The organism is Pseudomonas oryzihabitans, assembly GCF_006384975.1.
Taxonomy (GTDB): Bacteria; Pseudomonadota; Gammaproteobacteria; order Pseudomonadales; family Pseudomonadaceae; genus Chryseomonas; species Chryseomonas psychrotolerans_B.
Genome location: NZ_CP021645.1, coordinates 1227003 through 1252841, shown reverse-complemented (window position 1 = coordinate 1252841; position 25839 = coordinate 1227003). Strand labels below are relative to the sequence as shown.

The window sequence follows — 25839 nt, the reverse complement described above, 5'->3', positions numbered from 1 at the left end:
TCTAGGCAACGCAACGGGGTAGGAAGGCCTTGATCAGGGCGTTGACCCGGTCGGCGGCTTCCATCTGGACCATGTGGCCCTGGTCGGCCAGGATCTCGACCTGGACCGTCTCTGGCAGGCCTTCGGCATGCTGGGCCGGAATGATGGCGTCGGCCTTGCCCCAGATCAGCAAGGCAGGGATATCCCCGCTCAGGACATCGCGCAGCACCTGGGCCTGGCGACCGCCGGGGAAGAGCTTGCCGGCCAATTGGTGCAGCGCCGCGTCCACGCCTTCCAGGCGCTTGTACTTGAGCAGGTCTTCCAGCAGCGGCCGGGTGACCAGGCCAGGGTCGCTGAACAGCAGGCTGACCGGGCCCTTGAGCTGGTTGCGGCTGGTGGCGGCGACGAAGCCTGCGAGGTACTCGCCATTGATCTCCGCGCCGAGTCCGGCGCTGCCGATCAGCACCAGGCCGGCGACCCGCTGCGGCGCTACCTGCGCCAGATGCAAGGCCACGGCGCCGCCCATGGAATGGCCGACCAGCACCGCGCGGGGGATGTCCAGATGATCCAGCAGACCCAGCACCGCGGCGCCCAACTCGGCGAGGTCACCACTGGCCAGGGTCTTGCCGGACTGCCCATGGCCCGGCAGGTCCAGCGCGATCACCCTGCGCTCGGCGGCCAGGGCCTCGTGGTTGAACAGCCAGTTGTCCAGGTCGCCGGAGAAGCCATGGATCAGCACCAGCGGCAGACCGCCTTCACCGCGTTCCAGGTAGCGTAGCGGTCGGCCGTCGAGTTCGATGCGCTGGGCCTGGGGACCGGCGTCGCCTGCCTCTTCGCCACCCGGTACGAAGTCTTCCTCGAAGCGGGCGATCACCGCATCGATCTCGGTCTCGCTGGCTTCGCCTTCCACCACGATGGCCAGCAGGGCGCCCACGGCGAGGGTCTCGTCCTCACGCGCCAGGCAGCGCCGCAGGGTGCCGGAGAAGGGCGCCTCGACACTGCTGCTGATCTTATCGGTCTCGACGTCGAGCACCTCGTCGCCCTTGGCGATGGGGTCGCCTTCGGCCTTGAGCCAGGCGTTGACCCGGCCCTCGGTCATGGACAGCCCCCACTTGGGCATGGTCAGGGTATGGATCTGGCTCATGCGGCCTGCCTCCCTTGGGTGATCTTGACCACGGCGCGCTCGATCTTGGCCGCGTCGGGGATATAGAGGTCTTCCAGGGCATCGGAGAAGGGCACTGGGGTGTGCGGCGCCGTCACCAGCTGCACCGGGGCGCGCAGGTCGTCGAAGGCCTGCTCGGCGAGCAGGGCGGCGATGTCGGTGGCCACCGAGCAGCGCGGATTGGCCTCGTCGATGATCACCGCGCGACCGGTCTTCTCCACGCTTTCCAGGATGCTGTCGCGATCCAGCGGGCTGGTGGTGCGCAGGTCCAGCACCTCGCAGGAGATGCCCTGGCGCGCCAGGTTGGCGGCGGCGTCCATGGCCAGGTGCACCATGCGGCCATAGGTGATGAGGCTGACGTCGTCGCCCTCGCGCAGAAAGCTGGCCTCGCCAAAGGGGATGGCGTAGGACTCCTCGGGGACCTCGCCCTGCATGCCGTAGAGCAGCTTGTGCTCGCAGAAGATCACCGGATCGTTGTCGCGGATGGCCTGGATCAGCAGTCCCTTGGCGTCGTAGGGGGTGGCCGGGCAGACTACCTTGAGGCCGGGGATGTGGGTCCACCAGGCGGTGAGCATCTGCGAATGCTGGGCCGCGGCCCGCAGGCCGGCGCCGACCATGGTGCGCAGGACCAGTGGGGTGACCGCCTTGCCGCCGAACATGTAGCGGAATTTGGCCGCCTGGTTGAGGATCTGGTCCAGGCAGCAGCCGGCGAAGTCGACGAACATCAATTCGCACACCGGTCGGGTGCCGCGGGCGGCGGCGCCCACCGCCGCGCCGACGTAGCCGATCTCCGACAGCGGGGTGTCCAGCACCCGGCCGGGAAACTTATGGTAGAGCCCCTTGGTGACCCCGAGCACGCCGCCCCAGGCGTCCTGCTCGCCGGGCGCGCCGGCGCCGCCAGCGTTGTCCTCGCCCATGAGGAAGACGGTGGGATCGCGGCGCATCTCCTGTTCCAGGGCTTCGTTGATGGCTTGCTGGTAGCTGATCTTTCTGGCCATGGTGGCGCTCCTTGTTGTTTTCCGATCAGGCGTAGGTGACGTAGACGTCGGTGAGCAGGTCTTCCGGGCCGGGCTTGGGATCGGCCTTAGCCTTGCGCACAGCGTCCTCGATGAGCTGTTCCACCTCCTGGTCGATGCTGTCGAGCAGGGCGGGTTGCAGGTGGCCGGCGCGGGTCACCCGCTCGCGGAATTGCATGAGGCAGTCGCGCTGCTCGCGGGCCTGCTTGACCTCGTTGGGATCGCGATAGGTTTGGGCGTCGCCCTCGAAGTGGCCGAAGTAGCGGGTGAACTTCACCTCGATCAGCGAGGGGCCTTCGCCGGCCCGGGCGCGCGCCACGGCGGCCGCGGCGGCCTCATGGACGGCGAAGAAGTCGAAGCCGTCCACCGTCACCCCGGGCATGCCGAAACCGGCGGCGCGGTCGGCGATATGGTCGCATGCCACCGACCAGTTCGAGGCGGTGGCCTCGGCGTAGCCATTGTTCTCGGCGACGAAGATGCACGGCAGATTCCACACCGAGGCCAGGTTCATGGCCTCGAACACCGCGCCCTCGTTGGAGCCGCCGTCGCCAAAGAAAGCCACGGCCACGGCGTCGCTGCCCTTGAGCTTGGCTGCCAGGGCGGCACCGGCAGCCAGTGGTGCCCCGGCGCCGACGATGCCGTTGGCGCCGAGCATGCCCTTTTCCAGGTCGGCGATGTGCATGGAGCCGCCCTTGCCCTGGCAGACCCCGGTCTTCTTTCCGTAGATCTCGGCCATCATGCCGTAGACGTCCACGCCCTTGGCGATGCAGTGGCCGTGGCCACGGTGGGTGGAGGCGATGCTGTCCTCGTGGCCCAGGTGGGCCATGACACCGGCGGCCGAGGCCTCTTCGCCGGCATAGAGGTGGACGAAGCCGGGAATCTCGCCGGTGGCGAATTCCACATGCAGCCGCTCCTCGAAGGCGCGGATGGTGCGCATCACCCGGTAGGCATGGCTCAGTTGGTCGACGCTTACGGTCTCGCTCATCTTATTGTTCTCCAGGATTGCCGAGGGCCGACGCGGGCCGGCGGTGGACCAGCAGGCGCTGCTGCGCCGCCAACTCCAGCACCCGCTCCACGTCGATGCTCAGGGGGCCGTCGAGATCCAGCGTCACCTGCGGACGCGCCTCGGGGCCGAATTCGATTTCGCGCTCGCCATCCAGCGCCAGGGTGCCGGCCGCCAGCGATAGGCCCCGTGGCTCGCCCGGCAAGAGCAGACCGCTGGCGGCGATACCGGCCTGGGCCAGCACGCCGGGGGCGAGGGGCACGGTGAGTTGCGCCAGGGCACTCGGGTCCAGGCGCACCCAGCCGCCGTGAGGGGCGTCGCGACCTACCGGATGCCACAGGCCGCACAGCGCCGACAGGCCGATGGCCCAGGGTTCGGCGAAGGTGGTGAAGACCTCGACCAGGTCCTCCACCTGGGTCACCGCCCGGGCGCCGAGATAGGCCTGGCGACAGACCGCCACGTCCACCAGCGCCCAGTCGCGAATGCCGCGCTCGGGGACCTCCACTCGCAGTCGCTTGTTGCGCCGCAGCGCCAGGGCCGGATCGACCCGGCCGCTGGCCACCAGGCCGCCGGCCAGGCCCGCGCTGGTGGCCTCGCGCAATTCGGGAAAGGCGTTGTTGGTGCCGGTGGATAGCGTCAGCAGCGGCAGATCACCCACCTCGGCGGCCACCGCCTTGTGGGTGCCGTCGCCGCCGAGCACGGCGATCACGGCGGCCCCTTGCGCCAGCAACAGACGAGCGGCGCGGCGGGTGTCGTCCACGGTCTGGGTCAGCGGCAGGTCGAGGAATACCAGCTCCGGCCAGCGCTGCTCGCGGGCCTGGCGGCTGCCGCTGGCCTTGAGTACGGTGGCGGCGATGCCGGTCATATCGGGCGGTAGCAGCACCCGCTCAACCCCCGTGGCGCCGAAGGCGGCCAGAAGGCGCATGACCACCCCGGCCTTGTCGGTGCTGGAGGTGAGGGCGGCATTGCCGGTCAGGCGGCGCAGGTCACGTCCCGAGGCGGGGTTGGGCAGGATGCCGACGGTGATGGGCATGGCGGCGCTCCTAAAGGGAAAAACCGCCGTCCACGGCGATGGCCTGGCCGGTGACGTGGGGCGCCTGGGCCAGGTAGACCACCAGTTGCCCCATGTCGGCTTCGGTCTGGGCCTCACCCTGGGGCAGCAGGGTGCCCTGGTGGCGGGCCCAGGACTGCTCCTCGCTTTCTCCCGGCTGGCGCCAGCGCCCGGACAGGCCGTCGTCGCCGCGCCACATGCCGGTGCCGACGATACCGGGGCAGAGCGCGTTGACCGTGATGCCCTCGCGCGCCACTTCCTTGGCCAGCGCATTGCTGAACCCGATCACGGCGAACTTGGAGGCGCTGTAGTGGGCGAGATCGGGAAAGCCGACCCTGCCGGCGATGGAGGCAGTGTTGACGATGCGGCCGAAGCCTTGCGGACGCATGAGCTCCAGTTCGGCCTTGCAGCAGAGAAAGACGCCCTTGGCGTTGACGTCCATGACCCGGTCCCAGGCCGCTTCGTCCAACTCGCGCACCGAGGCGATACTGATCACCCCGGCGTTGTTCACAGCGATGTCCAACTGGCCCCACTCATCCCGGCAGCGCCGCACCATGGCCTGGACACTGGCCGCGTCGCGCACGTCCACGGCAATGGCCAGGCTGCGGCGACCGGCTGCCTCCACGGCGGAGACGCCCTGTCGCGCCAGGTCCAGCGTCAGGTCGGCTACGGCGACATCGGCGCCGGCTTCGGCCAGGGCGGTGACGATGCCCAGGCCGATGCCGCGTCCACCGCCCGTCACCAGGGCGGTCTTGCCAAGCAGGGGTGCGCTCATGGGTCTGGCCCTCTTGTCGTTGTGATGGGAGCGTCGCAGAGCCCTGAGCAAGGCTGGTGCCAGGTCGCTTCGAACTTCCTGCAACCCAGGCGTGGCGCGGTTTGCAGCGGTAGCGGGCACCTATGGTCAAGGTGGCTGGACGAGCTGGGGTGTCTCAGCGCCGCATCCGCGCGGCGAGACGCTGAGACGATTCGTCTCAAGGACGGGGTGACTTGAACGGCGGGCGCTGGGGGCGCTAAATGAAGGGCAGAACAATGACCGGCCTTCCACGCCATGACCGGAACTGAGGGAGAGACACCCCATGCTGTCTGCCCAGGCACATCACCACGCCCGTGCCATCGACCAGGCCCTGCGCGCGCCGCTGCGCAGCGTCAGCCCGCCCGGGCGCATCCTCGAATCCTGGCGCCGCTCCTTCGAGCAGCACCACCTCGATCCGGGCTGCCTGCACGGCCCGCGCATCCTCTCGCGCTACGAACTGCGCCAGCACCAGCAGGCGGCAGAAGACTTCCTGCGCGTCGCCGACGGTGAACTGGGCGCCTTGCATGCGCGGGTGGAGGCGGCCGACTACTGCGTGCTGCTGGCCGATGCCCAGGGCCACACCCTCGACTACCGGGTGAGTGATCGCCTGGACGACGAATGCCGCCGCGCCGGGCTCTACCTGGGCACCTGCTGGTCCGAGCAGGAGGAGGGCACCTGCGGTGTCGCGGCGGTGCTCACCGACCGGGCGCCGGTGACGGTGCACAAGGCCGATCATTTCCGCGCTGCCTTCACCGGCCTCACCTGCAGCGCCGCACCGGTGTTCGCTCCGGGTGGCGAGTTGCTCGGGGTGCTGGACGTCTCGGCGCCGCGTTCACCGGACGACCGCCGCAGCCAGTTGCTGATCCAGCAATTCACCCGCGACAGCGCCCAGCGCATCGAGAACGCCTACTTCATGCACAGCGCCCGCGGCGACTGGGTGCTCTGCGGCCATACCCAGGCCAGCTACCTGGAGACCCAGCCGGAATTCCTGCTGGCCTGGGATGCCAGTGGCCGCCTGACCGGTCTCAACCGCCCGGCGCGGCACCTCTGCCTGAGCCAGCTCGGCTACCTGCCGCAACGCCTCGAAGAATTGTTTGGGCGTGACGCTACGGCCCGGCTGCGGGAGGACGACGATGAGCCCCTGCGCCTCGGCGAGGCGCGTTTCCATGGGCGCGTCAGGCCGCCGCGCCCGCGCGTGGGGGCGGTCATCCCCCTGGTGCGCACCAGCGCCGAGCCCGAACAGGAGCTCCGCGTCACCCGCGCCTTGGAGACCGCCGTGCGTCTCTATCGCCACGGCCTGCCGATCCTGGTCACCGGCGAGACCGGCACCGGCAAGGAAGTCTTCGCCCGCGCCCTGCATGGGGGTGGCGACCGGGCGGCGCGACCTTTCGTCGCCCTCAACTGCGCGGCCCTGCCCGAGAGCCTGATCGAGAGCGAACTCTTCGGCCATGCCCCCGGTGCCTTCACCGGGGCCCAGCGCCAGGGCCGCGACGGCCTGATCGTCGCGGCCGATGGCGGTACCCTGTTCCTCGACGAGATCGGCGATATGCCCCTGGCCCTGCAGACCCGGCTGCTGCGCGTCCTGGCCGAGGGCGAGGTGCTGCCGGTGGGCAGCGCCAGGCCGCGGCGGGTGGATGTACGCCTGGTCTGCGCCACCCACCGGAATCTCACCGAGCGGGTGGCCGCCGGGCTGTTTCGGGAAGATTTGCTCTATCGCCTCAACGGTGCCGTCTTCCAGTTGCCGCCGCTGCGTGAGCGTGCCGACCGCCTGGCCCTGGCGCGGCGGCTGCTGGCGGAGGAGTGCGCTGACCGCCCCGCACCGGATCTGGCGGCCCAGGTGCAAGAGGCCATCCTGGCCCACCACTGGCCAGGCAACGTGCGCGAGTTGCGCAATGTGCTGCGCTATGCCGGCGCGCTCTGCGAGGGCACCCTCATCACCCTCGACCACCTGCCGGCCAGCCTGCACCCAGAACAGCCCCTGGCCAGCGAGCCGGAACCCCAGGTCGACAGCCCCGAACGCCGGGCGATTCTCGCCGCCCTGGTTCGCCATCGCTGGAAGGCCATCCCCGCTGCCCGGGCGCTGGGTATCTCCCGCGCCACCCTCTATCGGCGCCTAAAGCTTTACGGCATCGCCATGCCGCATCGGCAACCGGAGGCCTGAGTCTTCCGCTGAACGGTCGCCTGGCGGCGCGGCTGCCCTGGGGCGGTCGTCCTGGCGCTCAAGCGAGGCGGCAGGGGATGGTGTGACGGGCACCGGTCATCCCGGACGAAGCGTCACGGCTGCCGCCCAGGGGTCACAACTCAGACACGGACCCCCGAGGAAGACCCCTGATGCGTACCCTGCCGCTATTGCTCGCCCTGCCTGCCGCCCTGGCCCTGTTGAATCGCGCCTCGCCGCGTCGCCTTGGGCGCTCGGACCGCGAGCAATTGGGCGGAAGAAACCTGGTGGTCACGGGCGCCTCCAGTGGCGTCGGCCGCGGCGTGGCCCTGGCACTGGCCCAGCGCGGCGCCAATCTGGTGCTGGCCGCACGGCGGACCGAAGCCTTGGAAGCCCTGGCGGTGGAGGTGCAGGCCCTGGGCGTGGCCGCCCTGGTGGTGCCGACCGACGTGGCCGACGCGGCACAGATGACCGCCCTGGCCGAACAGGCCGAACAACGCTTCGGCCACATCGACGGCTGGATCAACAATGCCGGTGTGGTGGCGGTCGGACGCTTCGAGGAGGTGCCCCTGGAAGACCACCTGCGCCTGCTGGATACCAATGTGAAAGGGGTGGTGATCGGCAGCCACCTGGCCTTGCAGCGCTTTCGCCGCCAGGGCTACGGTCGGCTGGTCAACGTGGCCTCGGTGGACGGCGAGATTCCCCACACCTACCAGGCCTCCTACTCGGCATCCAAGGCCGCCGTGCTCAGCCTCGGCCGGGTGCTGCAGCAGGAGCTGCGGCGCGGAGGGCAGCCGAATATCCAGCTGTCAACGGTGCTGCCCTGGGCGCTCGATACCCCGATCTGGGGCCATGCGGCCAGCTATACCGGGCATCGCGCCGACCTGCCCACCAAGGACGCACCGGACAAGGCCGTGCAGGCCATCGTCAGGGCGCTGCTGCAGCCGGAACCGGAGATCACCGTCGGTTACAAGGCCGCGCTCGCCTGCTGGGCCCATCGCCTGGCGCCCGAGCGTACCGAGCGCTTCACCGCTGCCGCCGTGCAGCGTGCGGAGATCGACTGGAATCTACCCAAGGCTGCTGGCTCTGGCAACCTGCAGCGGCCCGATCCGGCCGGACAGGGCGTCAGGGGATCGAATTTCTAGGGGGCGCGGTCAGTGCCGAATCGCCCCTGGCCCCGTCATACGGATCTCAGGGCCCACGATCAGCAGCTTGGCGAACCCTGCATGGTGGCGCAGGGCGCTCTCGAGGTCAGCAACGACGGCTTCCTGGGTGCACAGCAACACGCTGGGCGCCAGCTCTTCCAGCTCTTCCAGCAATGCCAGCAATGCCAGCAACTCCGGCCAGATCGGCTCCGGCGTCGCGCCGAGTTCCAGCCGGGGCAGCAGCGGCAGTCCTTCCGTCAGCATGACCTGGGCGTGGCCGTACATGTAGGCATTGGTGAGCCTGGCATCTTGCTCCGGTCCCGACACCAGCAGGATGCGGCGATGACCGAGCGCGAGGAGCTGCCGGGTAGCCCGGGCGATGCGCTGGCCGCGTCCCCGGGCCGACAGGCAGCGGATGGCTTCGGCGCTGGGGCTCAGGCGTTGCAGCGGGGCGAAGAGGGCGCCGAACAGGTGGACGGCGGGGCGGGTATCCATCGATGGGCCTCTGCCGCGGCGTTGGGCGGTCAAGAGGGTCAGTTTGCCAGGGGCTGATGGCCGGTTCGTGACAACGCCGGGCGATAGCGACCAGCTGGCGCCTCCTGGACAGCCTTGCCGAGTCGAAAGCCTCCGTACAGAGGCTTGCGTTCCTGAGCGCGACGGCTAGCCTGAATAGGGTGATGTTCCATCGCCGGGAGCCTGCGTATGGATAGGTTGCAAGAACGCTTGGCCAAACTCGATCCGCCCTTACGCCATGAAGTGGAGCACCGCGGCGATTGCCTGGTCATCACCCTTATCGAGTCTGAGCACAACGCCCGGGTATCCCGACTGATCAAGATCGACGAATTGAGCAGCGTCGAGCAGATCAATCTGGTCTTGCTGCACGCCATCAACGAACTGCGCCGCAAGGGTGCCCAGGTGCCGCTCGACAAGGACACCGTGCTGTTGACGAGCTTGCCGAGCTACCGGGTGGGGTCTCCTGGCTGAACACCGTGCTCAGTTGGCTCGCTCTGGTCGCTATCGGTTCCGCTGCCTGATGGCTATGGCAGCCTCTGCCATGGCCCAGCCCTCGACGCCGTCCGCCCATCCGGGCAAGGTGATCAGCTGTCTTCCACCCCCGCTGGCCGCCATGTCCGATACCGATGAACTCACCCTGCGCAAGTTGGAGATCTTCCTGGCCTTCATGCGTAGCCGTAACCTGGCGCGGGCCGCCGCCGAGCTGGGCACCAGCCATGTCAGCGTGCACCGCGCCATCCATTCGCTGGAGAACGCCCTGCGCTGTCCGCTGTTCAAGCACGAGGGGCGAACCCTGACGCCCTTGGATGGCGCCTTCGTGCTGGAGGCGCGCGCCGAGCGACTGATGCAGGACCTGGCCGAGACGGTGCGGCTGACCCGGCAGGCGGCGGGCTTCTCGGCCGATCGCTTTCGCCTGGGCGCGCTCTATTCGCTAACGGTCAAGACCGTGCCCCAGTTGATCATGGGCCTCAAGCTCAGGCGCAGCGAACTCAACATCGATCTGGTGCTGGGCTCCAACGCCGACCTCGCCGAGCAACTGCACGACTTCAAGCTGGACGCCATGCTGGTGGCCCTCGACGACGCCGTGGTGGATGCCGACTGTGAGAGCGTCGAGCTGTTCAGCGACGACATCTTCCTCGCCGCGCCCAGCGATTCGCCCTTCGCCGACCAGTCCGAGGTGGACCTGCGCGACCTGGCCGGAGTGCCCTTCGTGACCCTGACCCAGGGCTTCGCCACCTTTCGCGACGGCCGCCAGGTGTTCGCCCAGGCCGGCTTCGAACCGGAGGTGATCATGCAGGTCAACGACATCTTCTCGCTGATGAGCATGGTCAGCTCCGGGGTGGGCTACGCGCTGCTGCCGGGGCGGGTCGAGGCGGTCTACCAGAACCGCCTCAAACTGCTGCCCCTGGCCCCGCGCTACCGGCTGCAGCAACGGATCGGGGCAGTCTTTCTGCGCAGCCGCGAGCGCGATCCCAATCTGCTGGCCTTCGTCGCCGAATGCCGGATGTACGCGCGCCACTAACCCACTAGGGCTCGTACGCAGAAATACAGCAGCGACGGCCCCAGCAGGCAGCCCAAGCCGGTGTGGAAGGTGGCGGTGAGGGCGCCATAGGGCACCAGGCGGCGGTCGGTGGCGGCAAGCCCCGCGGTGACGCCGCTGACGGTGCCGGCCAGGCCGCCGAAGACCATCGCCGAGCGCGGGTTGTCCAGCGCCAGCAGCCGCGCCGAGACCGGTGTCGCCACCATGACGATGATGGCCTTGATCAGGCCGGTGGCGATGGACAGCGCCATGACGTCGGAACTGGCGCCGAGGGCCGCGCCGGTCACCGGGCCGACGATGTAGGTCACCGCGCCCGCGCCTATGGTGGTCATGCTCACCGCATCGCGATAGCCGAAGGCCCAAGCCACCGCAGCGCCGACGATAAAGGGCAGCACGGTGCCGAGCAGCAGGGCCACCGCGCCGATCATCCCGGCCTTGCGCGCCTCGGTGGCCTGCACTTCGAAGGCCGTGGCGACGATGGCGAAGTCGCGCAGCATGGCGCCGCCCATCAGGCCGATGCCGGAAAACAGCGCCAGGTCCGCCAGGCCCTTCTGGCCTCCGGTGAGGGTGCCGCCAACCCAGGCCAGCACCAGGCCGATGACGATGGCGATGGCCGAGCCGTGCACCCGGCCAAAGGTCAGCCGGCGCGAGAGGACTACCGAGACCCACATGATCAGGCCGACCAGGGCAAAGGCGGCCACCAGGCCATTGTGTTGCAGAGCCTTCATGACGATATCGTTCATCCTAGCGACCCCCCGCCGGCGCGGCCTGGGCGACCGTCGGTTTAGGCACCATCGGCTCATCCGCCAGCGGCGGCAAGGGCTCACCCCGATGGCTGCGGCTGATCAGGGCGATGGTCACCCCGCACACCGCCACTGCCCCCACCGCCGCCAGTACCGCCACCGGGCCACCGTGCAGGGCGGTGACCACGTTCTGCTGGGCGGCCATGGCCACCACCACCGGGATGTACAGCGCGCCCCAGAAACCGACGCCGAATTCGCATTCCTTGCTCATGCCGCCATGGCGCTCCATATAGAGCCGCGCACAGATCAGCAGGAGCATGGCGATGCCCACCCCGCCGACATTGGACTTGACCCCGAGCAGGACGCCCAGGAAGTCGCCGATGATGACGCCTGCAAGCATGCAGACGGCCAGGAGCGCTACACCGTAGATGATCATTGTTGTTGTCCTCGGTTGTGCTTGGGGTGGGGTGAAGCCTGGCGCCGCTCTCGCTTTTTATCCCCTCTCCCTCGGGGAGAGGGCTAGGGTGAGGGCAGCCGCCTTGTTCTAACGTCTCCGTCTAGCCTCGGTTGTGCTTGGATGGGATGAAGCCTGGGCACCGCTTCCGCTCTTGCCCCCTCTCCCTTGGGGAGAGGGCTGGGGAGAGGGCAGCCGCCGTAGTCGGGATGCTCAATCCAGTCGCGCTGCCTCCTCGCGCCGCAGCGCGTCCAGGGTGTCCGGATGGGTGTCCTGCCAGGCCAGCGACCCGGCCGCGGGTAGCACGCGCTTGGCCAATTGGGTGAGCACACTACCTGGCGCCAATTCGATGGCCAGGCACACGCCGCGCTCGCGGGCGGCTTCCAAGGTGGCGTGCCATTCGATGGGCCGCGCCATGTTGAAGGCTAGGTCATCGCGCAACTGCTCGGCGCGCACCAGCCGCCGTGCCGAGGTGCCACTCAGATAGGCCAGGCGCGGAGCGCGCATCTCGACGGTGGCGAAGGCCTCGTCCAGGGTCGCGGCTGCCTCTGCCAATAGCGGGCAATGCGAGGGCACGCTCATGGCCAGGCGTTTGGCGGCCGCGGCGCCTTCAGCCCTGGCGGCATCGGCCAGCAAGGCCAGGCCCGCGTCGCTGCCGGCCACCACGTATTGCTGCTCGGCATTGGCGTTGGCCAGGTAGAGCGGTGCTTCGGGACGATGGTGGCTGGCGACCAGGCGCTCCACCGCGCCACGCCCCAGACCAAGCACCGCCAGCATGCCGTAGCCGCGGGGGTAGGCGTCCTGCATCAGCTCGCCGCGCCGCGCCACCAGGCGCAGGGCGTCGGCAAAGTCCAGGGCCTCGGCCACTACCGCGGCGGCATAGGCACCGATGGACAGCCCGGCCACCAACTGCGGTGCCGGGCCACGACTCAACAACAGCCGCGCGGTGGCGACGCCGGCGATCAGCAGACAGAGCTGCACGGCGCGGGTGTGTTCCAGTGCCGTGGCGGTATCCAGGCCCAGGGGATCGCTTTCCAGCACCTCGGCCGCTTCCTCCAGGGTACGCCGGATCTCGGCGTGCTCGGACAGGGCGTGCAGCATGCCGGGACGCTGGGCACCCTGGCCGGGAAACTGGAAGAGGGTGCTCATGCGGCGCGCTCCGCTGGCCAGGGATCGCGCACCAGCCGGGGACCGGCAGCGGTCTTGAGCAGCACCTGCTGGGCGCTCCCGGCCCAATCGGCTAGCGCCACGCCGCCAAGTGGGGTTTCCAGGAGGACGTCCAGGCGGCACAGTGCCTGCCCTTGCAGGGAGACCAGCAGCGCTCTTGCCCGGTCGCGCGGAAGAGGGGCTTCGCAGCGGATCAGCAGATCCAGATCGCTCCCTGCATGCAATGCGGGACAGCCACAGGCCAGTTCGTAGCCAGCGGCGCCGGTAGGGCCCCAGGGCAGGCCCAGGTCATCCAGTAGAGTTTGTAGTCGGGCCAGGGTCTCGAAGACGGGTAGGTCACGGCAACCATTCGAGATTCTCAGAGCCTCAGGGGAGCGGTGCTGCAGCACGGCAGCGGGCTCCAGCCAGACCGCCAGCCGCTCTGCCCGAGTAGTGCCGCGCAGGCCGACCGGAATGCGGTCTGCCTCGGGTGTAGCCCGCCGTACCACCACCGGCAGACTGGCCTGGGCTACCTCTATCGCCCAGGCGGGGGCATCCTCGGGCAGGGCACCCGGCGTCAGGCCCCAGAGCAGGTCGTGGGGTCTGTGTTGGGCTTCGCGTTGCTCAACCCAACCTACCGGAGCCTCGTAGGTTGGGTTGAGCGCAGCGAAGCCCAACAGGCCCGACTGCCAACTGTTCATCACGCGCTCCATCCCGCCCGCAGCCGCTCGCGCACCTCACGGGAGGCGGCGCGGTTGGTGCCGTCCAGCCGCAGCTTGAGATCGGTGCTACCGCTGGCGAGGACATCCGCCTGGGCGTCGGCCAGGGCCTGGCGGACCTGCTCCAGGTCGGTCTCGGTGGGGTGGTCTGGCTGGGCCACCTCCAGCTGGCGCCAGAGCAGGCCCAGGGAGGCATAGCTGTCCAGGTCATAGGCCATGGGCGGAATGTCGGCCGCCAGACGTTCCAGTTCTTCGACGCTGCGCAGGGTCACCCGCGCCGCCGAGGCCTTGCCCATGGCATGCACCTGCACCTGGGGATCGCGCAGGGCCAGCAGCCGATTGGCCTGGTAACCATGGGCAAGGAAGCCGCCGGACATGGCTTTGCCGACCAGCAGGCCCAGGACCGGATGCCCGGCCAGACGCGCCTCGGCATAGGCCCCAGCGGCCCCGGCCAGGGCCTGGTGGATGCCATAGGCTTCCTCGCGGCGACCGTAGGCCTGGCTGGGGACGTCCACCAGGGCCATCAGGGTGCGTTTCACCGTGGCGTCACCATCCTCGGCGATGGCCTGCTGGATGGCCCGGGCCAGGCCCCAGCCTTCCAGCAGGCCCACCTCGCCCTGGCGGGCGCGGGGGAAGGGATTGCCGGCATCCGCTACCACCGCCAGCCAGCGTGCGGGGCGCCCGGCCAGTTCGAGGTCGGCGACGCGCAGGGAAGCGGGCAGGCCCGTAACGGCCTGACCCTGGCCGGCCAGGGCCTCGAACCAGGTCAGGCCGCGTTGCGAGGGCTGGGTGCTCATGGCTGGTCTCCGGCATAGAGGTGGCGAACCGCGGCGGCGTCCGCCTGGGGTTCGGTATCGAGATCGGCAAGGCATGCCAGATAACGGTCGGCCTGCTGGCTGCGCGGAGGTGTGGTGACGCCAGCGGCGAAAGCCTGGCGGATGGCGTTGGCCACGGCGGTGCTGTCGTCGGTGACGAAGAGATCGGCCAGGCCGGTGGCAACGCGCTGCTCGCCACCGGTCAGGCTCCAGATGAAGGGACGGTCGCGGGAGTCGTATTCCTCGATACCGGCTTCCTGCTCGATCACCTGGGGACCGTTGAGCCCCAGCCGCGCCTCGCGGGTGACGATCAACTGGCTGCACAGCCCGGCGGCGATGGACATGCCACCGAAGCAACCGACGCTGCCGGCGATGACGCCAATCACCGGCTGGTGGCTGCGCAGGGCGACGATGGCCGCCTGGATCTCGGCGATGGCCGCCAGGCCCAGGTTGGCTTCCTGCAGGCGCACGCCGCCGGTTTCCAGCAGCAGCACGGCGCGGGTCGGGGTGCCGACGAGATTGTCTTCCAGTGCCAACTCCAGGGCGCCGGCGATCTTGGCACCGCCCACTTCGCCCATGCTGCCGCCCTGAAAGGCGCCTTCGATGGCGCAGACCACCGCGGGCTCGCCGTCGATCAGCCCCTTGGCCACCACCACGCCGTCATCGGCCTGGCAGACGATGCCTTGCTTGGGCAGCCAGGGCGACATCAGCCGCTCGAAGGGCCCGACCAACTCGCGAAAGCTGCCGGCATCCAACACCGTACGGGCTCGCTCACGGGCGCCGAGTTCGACGAAGCTGCGGCTGTGCAGCAGCTCCTGCACATCGGGAAGGGTGACGTCAGACATGGGCAGCTTCCTCCAGCTCCAGGGTTTCCAGACCCTGCTCCAGGCGCAGGCGGACCACGCCGGGGGTGGCGCCGAAGTCGTGGATGTCCAGGGTCAGGGCCGGCAGGTCGTCGCGGGCGGCGAACAGCCGGTCGAAGAGGGCGCGCCAGCGCGGTTCGCTGCCGTTGACCGAGGTGGTCACCTTGAGGGTGAAGTCGGCGCTGGCGGGTTCGAGCAGGACCTCCAGGTCCCCCGAGCCGACGCAGCCCACCAGGGTACGACCCCGGCGGCGCTGGCTGGCTGGATAGCTGCAGCTGAAATGTTCCATCAGAGGTCTCCAGGGAGCCGTGGCTCCAGGCGATCGACGAGAAGGGTGGCGGCCAAGAGATCGGCGGCGCCGCCAGGGGAGGCATTGGCGGCCAGCAACTGGCAGTCCAGGGCCAGCAGCCGGCGGCGGCCGGCCAGACTGGCGCTGCCACCGGCGTCCAGTACCGCCTGGGCACCCTGGTGCATGGCGCTGAGGGCGGCGGGACCGGCGCGGTGCAGCACGCAGGTGTCGTCCAGGCGGGTCATGATCGCCAGCAGGGCATCCAGGCGCGCATTCTGCTCGCCGGAACCGGCCTGGCGGCTGGCGCGCAGTTGCGGCAGGCCGCGCTGGAGGATGGCGGGAAAGCCTGCGGCGGCTTCGGCCCGGGCGCCGCCGACGCCATAACGCTGAGCGACGCGCTGGCCATGGCTTGGCGCGGCCTTGGGCGTTTCCGGATCAGGCAGGCTGGCCAAATGGCCGGCCGCCAGGCACAGCGCCTGAGCCGACGCCGGACGCCCCTGCACGGCCGCCGTCACTAGCAGCCCCAGCGCCCAGATGGCGCCACGGTGGGTATTGACCCCGCCAGTGACCTGCAGCATGGCGGCTTCGCCATCGCGACCCAGCCGACCGATCAGGCGACGCAAGTCGGCAGCGGGCAACTTCAGCTCCGCCGCTTCGGCCATGGCCTGGAAGCAGGGCCTCAGGGCCTCAGCCGAGGCCAGCATCAGTCCAAGATTCAGGTCACGGTGGGCACCCTGGCCGCGGCGATCCACCATTGCCGGCTTGGGCGAGAGTTCGGCTTCGTCCACCAGGGCCTCCACGGCCCACTCGGCCAGGCGCTCGGCGCGGGTTGGGGTAAGACGGGCAAGGGCGCGCATCACCAGCTCCTGAACTTGGCCGGGGGTTGATAGAGTCCGCCGGACCATTCCACCAGTTCGCCAATGCTCTTGGCGGCGAGCAGTTCGCGGCTGGCATCAGTGCGGCGAATGCCGAGGTCTTCCGGCAGGGCCACCAGGCCTTCCTGGCGGAGGCGCCGCGCCTCGGCCGGATCGCTGCGCAGGCCGATGGCGGTGACCCCGGCCACGGCGGCGATCATCGCCCGGCGCTCGTCCAGGGAGCGGGCGCGATAGAGGTAGGCGATGCCTTCCTCGGTGAGCAGGTGGGTCACGTCGTCGCCATAGACCATGATGGGCGCCAGCGGCATGCCGCTCTTGCGCGCCACCTCCACGGCATCCAGGGTGTCGACGAAGGTGGGTTTGCCGCCTTCCTGGAAGGTCTCGACCATCTGCACCACCAGCTTCTTGCCGCGCTCCAGCAGTGCCGGGGCGCTGTCGCCCGTCTGCTGGCGCATGTCCAGCCAGGCCGGGGTGGGATGGCGGCGACCGCGGGGATCATGGCCCATGTTGGGCGCGCCGCCGAAGCCGGCCAGGCGGCCGCGGGTCACGGTGGAGGAGTGGCCGTCGCCATCCACCTGCAGGGTGGCGCCGATGAAGAGGTCGACGGCGTATTGGCCGGCCAGCTGGCAGAGCAGGCGGTTGGAGCGGAGCGAGCCATCGCGACCGGTGAAGAAGATGTCCGGGCGCTGGGCGATGTAGCCCTCCATGCCCAGCTCGGTGCCGAAGCAGTGCACGCTTTCCACCCAGCCGCTCTCGATGGCGGGGATCAAGGTGGGATGGGGATTGAGGGTCCAGTGCCGGCAGATCTTGCCCTTGAGTCCCAGGCGCTCGCCGTAGGTGGGCAGGATCAGTTCGATGGCCGCGGTGTTGAAGCCGATGCCATGGTTGAGCGACTGCACCTGGTGACGTTCGTAGATGCCGCGGATGGCCATCATCGCCATCAACACGTGCACCGGCTTGATATGGCGCGGATCGCGGGTGAACAGCGGTTCGATATAGAAGGGCCGGTCGGCCACCACCACGAAATCGACCCAGTCCGCCGGGATGTCCACGCGGGGCAACTCGCTGACGTCGTCCACCAGCTGGTTGACCTGGACGATGACGATGCCGTCGCTGAAGGCCGCCGGCTCGATCAGCGCCGGGCTGTCCTCGGTGCTGGGCCCGGTGTACACGTTGCCGGCGCGATCGGCCATGAAACCGGCGCTGAGCACCACCTTGGGAATCAGGTCCACCAGCAGCCGGGCATAGAGTTCGATGTAGGTGTGGATGGCGCCCACTTCCAGCAGGCCATCTTCCAGCAGTTGGCTGATCCTCAGGCTCTGGGTGCCGGCAAAGGAGAAGTCCAGCTTGCGGGCGATACCGCGTTCGAACAGGTCCAGGTGCTCGGGACGGCCGACGCTGGGCATGATCATGTGCAGGTCGTGCAGCTTGGCCGGATCGACCTGGGCCAGGGCACGGGAGAGGAAGTCGGCCTGCTTCTGGTTGTTGCCTTCCAGTACCACCCGATCACCGGGTGCCAGCAGGCTTTCCAGAGCCGCGACGATGGACGCGCTGGGCAACACCTTGCCATCGGCCAGACGGGCCACCTGATCCAGCCGCCGCTGCTTGTCGCTGCGTCTTCTATTGATCCGGGTGGGTGGGGAGGGTGTGGTTGTCATTCTGGTCTCCACGAATCACCTGTCGTGGAGTCACCCTAGACCTCGACTGCCGGGCCTTCAATCAACCTGAAGGCGCGATCGTTACGCTGAAGTTAACGTTCAAGCGATATTGCGGGCCAGCGGATGGGGAACATCCGCGTGGCCCGCGCTCCCTTAGGTCTTATCGACCGGGGTGAAGACCGAGGTGCTCTTGGTGAACCAGCTGGTGGGGGTCACGTCCACGTTGGCGTTGTCGTAGCGGAGGCTGTTCTCCACTTTCTTGAGCACCAGATTGGCCTGGTAGAACTGGTCATGGGCCATGAGCTGGTTGGCCTGATGCACCAGATCGGCGGTCTGCTCGGCTGGCAGCACGGCGGTGGAGTAGTCCACGTCGACCCCGGCCACCTTGAGGATCTCGGCAGCGCCCTTGGTATCGCCCTGCTGGATCTTGTCGCTGGCCTGGGCCACGGCCTGGTTCTTGACCGGGGTGGCGACGTAGTCGTCGCGCAGGGCCATTCCGCTCCAGATCGGTAGCCAGGCGGTGGCTTTGGCGTCTTGCTCCGCCACCTTGACGGCCTGGCCGTTCTGGCCACGCAGATCTTTGGCCGCCTTCATATAGGCGGTGTTGTCGGTCTGGGCCAGGTGCAGGGCGCTTTCGGCGGCGTTCAGCTGCTGCTTGGCCTGATCGGTCTGGCCGTTGAACAGATCCTGGCGGGCGGCGACGACATCCATGAAGGCCTTCTGGCCCTGCTGGGAAATCACCGGCAGGGTGGCGACCTGTTGGCTGGCGACATCGGGACGGGTATCGGCGAAGGCGGCGCTGGAAAACAGCGAGGCGATGGCGACGACGAGGATGCCTTTGGTGAAACGACGATTGAGGTTCATGTGCTTCTCCCGAATACGAAAGTAACTGGAACCGCGGGGGTATCGGGCAGGGTTGCGAGATACCGTGGGTTCAGTGTCGATCCGGTGGGCTTAACGAAAGCTTAGCTGGCTATCGGTAAATGTAACTAAGTTTTTCATCATGGGTGGGGCATCGGGAGGCGGTCACCGCAGCTCATCCGTGGTGACCGCCCACTACCCGGGACTTAGCGCACCAGGCAGGGACGCTTGTTATCGAAGGTCCAATTGGGCGAGAGAAATTGCATGGCCAGGGCATCGTCGCGCGCACCGAGGCCCTTGGTCTTGTACAACTCTTGGGCGCGGGCCAGGGCATCCAGGTCCAGCTCCACGCCCAGGCCGCCTTGCTGCGGTACCTCGACCAGGCCGCCCTTGATCTCCAGCGGTTGCCGGGTCAGGCGCTGGCCGTCCTGCCAGATCCAGTGGGTATCGATGGCGGTGATCTTGCCCGGCGCCGCGGCGGCGACGTGGGTGAACATGGCCAGGGAAATGTCGAAATGGTTGTTCGAGTGCGAACCCCAGGTCAGCCCCCAGTCGTGACACAGCTGCGCCACCCGCACCGAGCCCTGCATCGTCCAGAAGTGCGGATCGGCCAGGGGGATGTCCACCGATTGCAGCTGGATGGCATGGCCCAGCTGGCGCCAGTCGGTGGCGATCATGTTGGTGGCGGTGGGCAGGCCGGTGGCGCGGCGGAACTCGGCCATCACCTCGCGTCCTGAATAGCCGTTCTCGGCGCCACAGGGGTCTTCGGCATAGGCCAGCACCTGGTGCTGGTCGCGGCACAGGCGGATGGCCTCCTTGAGTGACCAGGCGCCATTGGGGTCGAGGGTCACGCGCGCCTCGGGGAAGCGCTCGGCCAGGGCGGTGACCGCTTCGATCTCGGCGTCGCCGCTGAGCACGCCACCCTTGAGCTTGAAATCCTTGAAGCCATAGCGGTCGTAGGCCGCCTCGGCCAGGCGCACCACGGTCTCGGGCGTGAGGGCTTCCTCGTTGCGCACCCGGAACCAGGTGTCGTCGGCATCGGGTTCGCTGCGGTAGTCCAGGGTGGTCTTGTTGCGGTCGCCGACATAGAACAGATAGCCGAGCATTTCCACGGCGTCGCGCTGCTGGCCTTCGCCGAGCAGGGCGGCGACCGGTACCTCCAGGTGCTGGCCGAGCAGGTCGAGCAGGGCGGCTTCCAGGGCGGTCACCGCGTGGATGGTGATGCGCAGGTCGAAGGTCTGCAGGCCGCGCCCCCCGGCGTCACGCCCGGCGAAGGCCTGGCGCACCTGGCCGAGGATGCGCTGGTACTGGCCCAGCGGCTGGCCGACGAGGAACTGGCGGGCGTCTTCCAGCGTCTGGCGGATGCGCTCGCCGCCGGGCACCTCGCCGACGCCGGTGCGACCGGCGCTGTCCTTGAGGATCAGCACGTTGCGGGTGAAGTAGGGGCCATGGGCGCCGCTCAGGTTGAGCAGCATGCTGTCCTGGCCGGCGACGGGGACGACGTCCAGCGCGGTGACTACCGGCGTACCGGTGTGCAGGGTCGCAGAGGTGTTGAGTTGATTCATGATCGGGGTTCCTTGGCGATCAGCGAGAGGTTTCGACGGCGAGCGGGGCTTCGGCGGGCGGCGTAGGGGCGCCCTTGAGCTCGATGCGCTTGATCTCACCGACGACGAACAGGTAGCTGAAGGCGGCGATCAGGGCGTTGGCCCCGACGAACACCAGGGCCATCTTGAAGGAGCCGGTGGCGGCGATGATGTAGCCGATGACGATGGGGGTAGTGATGGACGACAGGTTGCCAATGGTGTTGAACAGGCCGCCGGAGAGGCCGGCGATCTGCTTGGGCGAGGTGTCGGAGACCACCGCCCAACCCAGGGCACCGATGCCCTTGCCGAAGAAGGCCATGGCCATGAAGCCCACCACCATCCAGTCGGCGTCGACGTAGTTGCAGAGGATCATGGTCATCGACAGCAGCATGCCGGCGACGATGGGCGTCTTGCGCGCCATGCTCAGGCTGCTACCGCGACGCAGCAGCCAGTCGGAGATCACCCCGCCGAGCACGCCGCCGATGAAGCCGCAGATCGCCGGCAACGAGGCGATGAAGCCGGCTTTGAGAATGGTCATGCCGCGTTCCTGCACCAGGTACACCGGGAACCAGGTGAGGAAGAAATAGGTGAGGGCGTTGATGCAGAACTGACCCAGGTAGATACCGGCCATCATGCGGTTGGAAAGCAGCTGGCCGATGTAGCTCCACTTCGGCCCTTCGCTCTTCTTGCCGGGGGTATCCAGGTCGACCAGGCCGCCGTTGCGGGCGATGTAGTCGATTTCGGCGGCATTGGCGCGGGGATGTTCGCGGGGTCCGTAGATCACCGCCATCCAGACCGCCGAAAAGGCGATGCCCAGGGCGCCCATCACCACGAAGACGTGCTGCCAGCCGAAGTGATAGACGATCCAGCCCATCAGCGGCGCGAACAGCACCGTGGCGAAGTACTGCGCCGAGTTGAAGATGGCCGAGGCGGTCCCGCGTTCCTTGGTGGGGAACCAGGCGGCGACGATCCTGGCATTGCCGGGGAAGGAGGGCGCCTCGGCCAGGCCGACCATGAATCTCAGGGCGAACAGCAGGAACACCGCGGTGCCGATGCCGAATTCCCCGATATAGCCCTGCAGCAGGGTGAACACCGACCAGGTGAAGATGCTCGCGGCATAGACCTTCTTCGAGCCGAAGCGGTCGAGCAGCCAGCCGCCGGGGATCTGACCGAGCACATAGGCCCAGCCGAAAGCGGAGAAGATGTAGCCGAGGGAGACGGCGCTGATGCCGAGGTCTTTCTGCAGGCTGGAGCCGGCGATGGCGATGGTGGCGCGGTCGGCGTAGTTGATCGTGGTCACCACGAAGAGCATGAACAGGATCAGATAGCGGACGCGGGTCTGCTGGGTGTCTTGCATGAATAGCTCCCACTGGTTGTTTTTGTGTGCGGGCTGAGATCGCGTAACGGACTTAAGTTGTAAGTCGTCTGACAACGATAGCGCTATCATTTACCAAATGGAGTCAGCTTTCAACTGGTAAAGCGGGAGGGAGCGTAAGAGTCACGGGTAGTGAAAGGTATCGGAACGCGCTTCCAGGTTGCAGAGATAGCTAGGGAAGAGCGCTACCCTGGGGCAGCGCCCCGGCAGGCGACCGTGAAATTCGAAAAACCAGGCTGGCCGTCGCGGCAGCCTGAAGGCAGTGGAGAGGTCGGCAACATGCCTGGTCTACCTGCGAGTCAAACGGCTGTGTTTCAGCTGCGGCTTGATCGTCACAGCGGCAAGAAAGCCCCAAGACTACGTACTGGAAGAATGACAAGCGGGTGCCTGGCTGATTTCCTCAGGGGTCCTGGGGCAGTGCCCATCAAGGGTGAGGCGGAGGACCCAGTCAAATCCGAAACCGGGCAATCTGCGTTTGTAGGTTTTGGCTGAGCGTTATCATTCGCGCGCTGGACTGGGCGGTGTCCTCACTGATGCCCACGGTTTCCTCAGCGATGCCGCGAACATTGACGATGCTGCGGTTGATTTCCTCGGCCACCGAGCTTTGCTCCTCGGCGGCGGTGGCGATCTGCAGATTCATGTTCTGGATGCTGGAGACTGCCTGGGTGATCATCGAAAGCGCCGAGCCCGCGTCCTTGCCCAAGACCAATGTTCGCTCGGTTAGCTCGCCGCTGCCTTCTATGAGTTCAGTGGTTTGCCGCACTTCCTGCTGTAGTTCTTTGATCAGCGCTTCGATTTCTTCGGTGGATTGCTGGGTGCGCTTGGCAAGGCTGCGAACTTCGTCGGCGACGACGGCAAAACCGCGACCCGCCTCACCAGCACGTGCCGCTTCGATCGCGGCATTGAGCGCGAGAAGATTGGTTTGCTGTGCGACCGATTTGATTACATCGAGAACGGTCCCGATTTGATCGCTCGCGCCACGCAGCCGCTGCATGGCTTCGGTCGAGGTGGCCATGTGCTTGGCGAGCAAGTCCATTTCGGTGATCGCCTGATTGACCTTGTGATCTCCTTCGCGCGCCTGTTCATCGGCACTGCGAGCGGCGGAAGAAGCTTGTGACGCATTGGCCGCGACTTCATGCACCGTGGCGGCCATTTCGTTCATGGCGGTGGCCACCTGGTCCGTTTCGTTGCGCTGCTGGAGGATGCCGCGGTTAGCGGATTCGGTCACCTGAGAGAGTTGTTGGGCCACCGTGGCCATTTGGGTCGCGCCATTGCCAATATGGCCAATCAAGGCGCGTAGACCATCCACCATCGCCTGGGTGCTGCGCTGCAGTTGACCCAGTTCATCCTGGCGTTTGGTTTCGATGCGCATGGTCAGGTCGCCGTCGGCAATCCGGGTGGACGTTTCAAGCACCTCCCGCAATGGTCGGACTACCTGCCGCGTCATGGTCCAGGCGGCAAGCAAGGCGATAATCAACGCTGCAACCAGCCCTCCCAGCAGCTGAGCTTTGGCCAGGTGCTCTTCTTGGCTACGCTCCGCTATCTGGCGCTGATAGATACGTTGACTGGCTTCGCGCATCAGAGCGCTTTTCTCATTCATCTCAGCGGTCGCCGTTTGAGTGGCGGTAAGGCCTTTGATGAAGGTATCCAGCGCCTTTTGATATTGCGTGAAATATTGGTTGGCCTCGACTACCGAATGACGTTGATCTTCGGGAGTCGAGCTCAACAATTCATTGAGCGATGCAGCGACCTTGCTCAAGGCTGTGGTTGCCAAGTTGCGAGAGTCGTCGGTCTGCTGAAAAATATAACCTCTCACCAAGTATCGAATGTGCAGCAGCTGCTGGTAAACGGAGCTGACTCTTTGCAGGGTTTGCAGGGTGTTGGCGTTGGGAGCGCTGGATAGTTGGCGATACAGCTGGCTCTGTAGCTCGTTGAACGCGTCGAACGTCTTGTTCCCAGAGCTTACCAGCACGCTGCGAGCCGCATCCCGCTGTTTTTGCTTGTCTACGAGGAGCGTATAGGCCGTTGCATAGTTCTCTATGGTCTTACGCATTGCCAGTAGCTCACCGCGTTGCTGATCCGATAGCAAGGCGGCGTTGGCGTCTATCTGGTCGTTTAAGTTCTTTATCTGCTCGGACAGGCGCTCGGCATCAACGCGCTCTCCCTTTGATATGAATTTTTCAAGGGAGACTTGCGCACTCAGTAAGGTCTTTTCCATCGAGTTGGCGCGAGAAAGATTCTCACCGCTTTCGATCATTCTATCCGTGGCGTGATTGCCAATGGCGGCGATAAATAGGGTCAGCGCTACGATGATGCCAAAGCTTATCCCCATTTTTTTACTGATGGATAAGTTCGATATTATGCGGTGTATGTTCATTTTTGTTGTCCGGGGCAGTTTGGTGTCTTCTAGGTAAGTAAAGTGAAAGGCACGGCCTGGCTCTCGAAGGTGATTTCGAGGCCAGGCTTCTACGAGACCTGGCTTCTAAAGGAGGGGTGACCGCGAAAGAGCCGAGCCGGGGCCACCGGACTTGAAGGTGCCGAGCGGCCCGCGCTCTGGAGTGCTCTGAGGCGAGCGGTTACTCGTGCACGATGCGCGAGTGGTCGCGGGTGTCCTTCATGAAGACATAGACCAGCAGCGAGCAGGCGATGCAGCCGGTCACGTACCAGTAGTAGCCACTTTCCATGCCGATGCTCTTGAACCACAGGGCCAGGTATTCGGCGGTGCCACCGAAGATGGACACGGTCAGGGCGTAGGGCAGGCCGACACCGAGGGCGCGGATCTCGGTGGGGAACAGCTCGGCCTTCACCACGGCGTTGATCGAGGTGTAGAAGCTGACGATCACCAGCGCCACCATGATCAACCCGAAGGCGCCCCACCAGCTGGTGACGCTACCCAGGGCGGTCAGGATCGGATAGGTGAACAGGGTGCCCAGCACGCCGAAAGCGATCAGTACCGGGCGCCGGCCGATCTTGTCGGAGAGGGCGCCGACCAGGGGTTGCAGCAGCATGAAGAGGAACAGGGTGGCCGCCGAGATGGAGGTGGCGTCGGTCTTGCTCATGCCCACCGAGTTGACCAGGTACTTCTGCATGTAGGTGGTGTAGGTGTAGAAGGCCAGGGTACCGCCCATGGTCAGGCCGACCACGGTGAAGAACTCCTTGGGATGCCGTGCCAGGGTGCGCATCAGGCTTTCCTTGGGCTTCTCGGACTTCTTGAACGAGGAGGTTTCCTCCATGCCGCGACGCAGGTAGAGGGCGGTCACGGCGCAGGCGGCACCGATCACGAAGGGAATGCGCCAGCCCCAGCTTTCCAGCTGCTGCACGGTGAGCAGTTGCTGCAGCACGATCAGGGTGGCCAGGGCCAGGAGCTGGCCGGAGATCAGGGTGACGTACTGGAAGCTGGAATAGAAACCGCGGCTTTCCTTGGTCGCCATCTCGCTCAGGTAGGTGGCGGAGGTGCCGTATTCACCGCCTACCGAGAGGCCCTGCAGCAGGCGTGCCAAGACCAGCATGACCGGTGCGGCGACGCCGATGCTGGCATAGCTGGGGGTGAGGGCGATGATCAGGGAGCCGGCGCACATCATGATCACCGAGACCATCAGCGCGGCCTTGCGTCCGGCCTTGTCGGCGTAGAGGCCCATCAGCCAGCCGCCGATGGGTCTCATGAGAAAGCCCACGGCGAAGATGGCGGCGACGTTGAGCAGCTGGGCGGTCTGGTCGCCCTGGGGAAAGAAGGCTTTGGCGAAGTACAGGGAGAAGGCGGCGTAGACGTACCAGTCGAACCACTCGACCAGGTTGCCGACCGAACCGCTGAAGATGGATTTGATGCGTTGCGAGGTGGTCTTGGGCGCGGCCTGGCCGGCCGCGAGGGTAGCGGTGCTATCCACAGAGGATTCCTCTTGTCGTTGTTATAGGGTGCGTAAAGATGTCAACAAGAGTGATTGCAGGGGACGTGCCAGGCTGAAAAAGCGCACCACTGCTGGGTTTATGAGCGATGGATAGGCGGAAGACCGCCGAAAGACAGAAGTCCGTAGGCGGATTTCCGCTTGCTTCTGGGCAATCTCTGGCTGGAAAATTGTTTCGAGTTGTGTCTATTGTCGG

General features: G+C 66.8%; 23 protein-coding genes and 2 pseudogenes. 4 read left to right on the top strand and 21 right to left on the bottom strand.

Going from position 1 to position 25839, the window contains the following annotated elements:
• Window position 1: 1 nt before the first annotated feature.
• Genes CCZ28_RS05480 through CCZ28_RS05460 form a run of 5 tightly spaced genes read right to left on the bottom strand, consistent with a single transcriptional unit; the run spans window position 2 to window position 4986 of the window.
• Window positions 2-1123, bottom strand: a complete 1122-nt coding sequence (locus CCZ28_RS05480; protein WP_140216611.1) for an acetoin dehydrogenase dihydrolipoyllysine-residue acetyltransferase subunit — start codon at window positions 1121-1123, stop codon at window positions 2-4.
• Complete coding sequence (locus CCZ28_RS05475) at window positions 1120-2139, bottom strand: alpha-ketoacid dehydrogenase subunit beta (RefSeq protein WP_140216609.1); 1020 nt, start codon at window positions 2137-2139, stop codon at window positions 1120-1122. Before CCZ28_RS05475 ends, CCZ28_RS05480 begins: the two co-directional genes overlap by 4 nt.
• Before the next feature lie 25 nt (window positions 2140-2164).
• Window positions 2165-3142, bottom strand: a complete 978-nt coding sequence (locus CCZ28_RS05470) for a thiamine pyrophosphate-dependent dehydrogenase E1 component subunit alpha (protein WP_077172704.1) — start codon at window positions 3140-3142, stop codon at window positions 2165-2167.
• Window position 3143: 1 nt separating this feature from the next.
• A complete protein-coding gene (locus CCZ28_RS05465; RefSeq protein WP_140216607.1) occupies window positions 3144-4193 on the bottom strand; it encodes an ATP-NAD kinase family protein in 1050 nt (349 codons plus the stop codon).
• 10 nt (window positions 4194-4203) lie between these two features.
• Window positions 4204-4986: an SDR family NAD(P)-dependent oxidoreductase gene (locus CCZ28_RS05460; RefSeq protein ID WP_140216605.1), complete on the bottom strand. Its 783-nt coding sequence runs from the start codon at window positions 4984-4986 to the stop codon at window positions 4204-4206.
• Between the two features lie 301 nt (window positions 4987-5287).
• On the opposite strand from CCZ28_RS05460, the gene CCZ28_RS05455 reads away from it, so the two are divergent.
• On the top strand, window positions 5288-7165 hold the full coding sequence (locus CCZ28_RS05455) for a sigma-54-dependent Fis family transcriptional regulator (RefSeq protein WP_140216603.1): 1878 nt from the start codon (window positions 5288-5290) through the stop codon (window positions 7163-7165).
• Window positions 7166-7335: 170 nt separating this feature from the next.
• Window positions 7336-8307, top strand: coding sequence for an SDR family NAD(P)-dependent oxidoreductase (locus CCZ28_RS05450; protein ID WP_140216601.1), 972 nt, complete (start codon window positions 7336-7338; stop codon window positions 8305-8307).
• A 9-nt stretch (window positions 8308-8316) separates the two neighbouring features.
• Here CCZ28_RS05450 and CCZ28_RS05445 read toward each other — a convergent pair whose 3' ends face one another.
• Window positions 8317-8802: a hypothetical protein gene (locus tag CCZ28_RS05445; protein ID WP_140216599.1), complete on the bottom strand. Its 486-nt coding sequence runs from the start codon at window positions 8800-8802 to the stop codon at window positions 8317-8319.
• Between the two features lie 207 nt (window positions 8803-9009).
• Between CCZ28_RS05445 and CCZ28_RS05440 the strand changes: the two genes are divergently transcribed.
• The gene (locus tag CCZ28_RS05440; RefSeq protein ID WP_140216597.1) at window positions 9010-9291 is read left to right on the top strand and encodes a hypothetical protein; all 282 of its coding nucleotides are present in this window, start codon (window positions 9010-9012) and stop codon (window positions 9289-9291) included.
• 142 nt (window positions 9292-9433) lie between these two features.
• Window positions 9434-10342: a LysR family transcriptional regulator gene (locus CCZ28_RS05435; protein WP_140221285.1), complete on the top strand. Its 909-nt coding sequence runs from the start codon at window positions 9434-9436 to the stop codon at window positions 10340-10342.
• Here the strand turns inward: CCZ28_RS05435 and madM are convergent.
• From madM to CCZ28_RS05365, 15 genes and pseudogenes are all read right to left on the bottom strand, one after another.
• Window positions 10339-11103, bottom strand: coding sequence for a malonate transporter subunit MadM (madM, locus tag CCZ28_RS05430; RefSeq protein ID WP_140216596.1), 765 nt, complete (start codon window positions 11101-11103; stop codon window positions 10339-10341). The genes CCZ28_RS05435 and madM overlap by 4 nt on opposite strands.
• Window position 11104: 1 nt before the next feature.
• Complete coding sequence (madL, locus tag CCZ28_RS05425; protein WP_140216594.1) at window positions 11105-11539, bottom strand: malonate transporter subunit MadL; 435 nt, start codon at window positions 11537-11539, stop codon at window positions 11105-11107.
• Window positions 11540-11770: 231 nt separating this feature from the next.
• Entirely contained in the window at window positions 11771-12706 is a 936-nt protein-coding gene (gene mdcH, locus CCZ28_RS05420; RefSeq protein WP_140216592.1) for a malonate decarboxylase subunit epsilon, read from the bottom strand.
• Window positions 12703-13404 carry a malonate decarboxylase holo-ACP synthase gene (locus CCZ28_RS05415; RefSeq protein ID WP_140216590.1) on the bottom strand — a complete coding sequence of 234 codons (702 nt, stop codon included), beginning with the start codon at window positions 13402-13404 and terminating at the stop codon, window positions 12703-12705. Before CCZ28_RS05415 ends, mdcH begins: the two co-directional genes overlap by 4 nt.
• Window positions 13404-14219, bottom strand: a complete 816-nt coding sequence (gene mdcE / locus CCZ28_RS05410) for a biotin-independent malonate decarboxylase subunit gamma (protein WP_140216588.1) — start codon at window positions 14217-14219, stop codon at window positions 13404-13406. The genes CCZ28_RS05415 and mdcE overlap by 1 nt, the downstream gene beginning before the upstream one ends.
• Window positions 14216-15082 (bottom strand): biotin-independent malonate decarboxylase subunit beta, encoded by an 867-nt coding sequence (locus CCZ28_RS05405; RefSeq protein ID WP_140216586.1) that lies wholly within the window; start codon window positions 15080-15082, stop codon window positions 14216-14218. Before CCZ28_RS05405 ends, mdcE begins: the two co-directional genes overlap by 4 nt.
• Window positions 15075-15389, bottom strand: a complete 315-nt coding sequence (locus CCZ28_RS05400) for a malonate decarboxylase subunit delta (RefSeq protein ID WP_140216584.1) — start codon at window positions 15387-15389, stop codon at window positions 15075-15077. The genes CCZ28_RS05405 and CCZ28_RS05400 overlap by 8 nt, the downstream gene beginning before the upstream one ends.
• On the bottom strand, window positions 15389-16246 hold the full coding sequence (locus CCZ28_RS05395; RefSeq protein WP_140216582.1) for a triphosphoribosyl-dephospho-CoA synthase: 858 nt from the start codon (window positions 16244-16246) through the stop codon (window positions 15389-15391). The genes CCZ28_RS05400 and CCZ28_RS05395 overlap by 1 nt, the downstream gene beginning before the upstream one ends.
• Window positions 16246-17922: a malonate decarboxylase subunit alpha gene (mdcA, locus tag CCZ28_RS05390; protein WP_140216580.1), complete on the bottom strand. Its 1677-nt coding sequence runs from the start codon at window positions 17920-17922 to the stop codon at window positions 16246-16248. The genes CCZ28_RS05395 and mdcA overlap by 1 nt, the downstream gene beginning before the upstream one ends.
• A gap of 153 nt (window positions 17923-18075) precedes the next feature.
• The gene (locus CCZ28_RS05385; protein ID WP_140216578.1) at window positions 18076-18786 is read right to left on the bottom strand and encodes a YfdX family protein; all 711 of its coding nucleotides are present in this window, start codon (window positions 18784-18786) and stop codon (window positions 18076-18078) included.
• 203 nt (window positions 18787-18989) lie between these two features.
• Window positions 18990-20348, bottom strand: a complete 1359-nt coding sequence (gene gudD / locus CCZ28_RS05380) for a glucarate dehydratase (RefSeq protein ID WP_140216576.1) — start codon at window positions 20346-20348, stop codon at window positions 18990-18992.
• Window positions 20349-20367: 19 nt separating this feature from the next.
• Entirely contained in the window at window positions 20368-21813 is a 1446-nt protein-coding gene (locus tag CCZ28_RS05375; protein ID WP_437179192.1) for an MFS transporter, read from the bottom strand.
• Between the two features lie 498 nt (window positions 21814-22311).
• A pseudogene (locus CCZ28_RS25035) lies at window positions 22312-22999 on the bottom strand (methyl-accepting chemotaxis protein); the annotation flags it as partial.
• Between the two features lie 48 nt (window positions 23000-23047).
• Window positions 23048-23998, bottom strand: a pseudogene (locus tag CCZ28_RS25030) (methyl-accepting chemotaxis protein); the annotation flags it as partial.
• A gap of 319 nt (window positions 23999-24317) precedes the next feature.
• Window positions 24318-25625, bottom strand: a complete 1308-nt coding sequence (locus CCZ28_RS05365) for an MFS transporter (RefSeq protein WP_140216570.1) — start codon at window positions 25623-25625, stop codon at window positions 24318-24320.
• Between the last annotated feature and the right edge of the window lie 214 nt (window positions 25626-25839).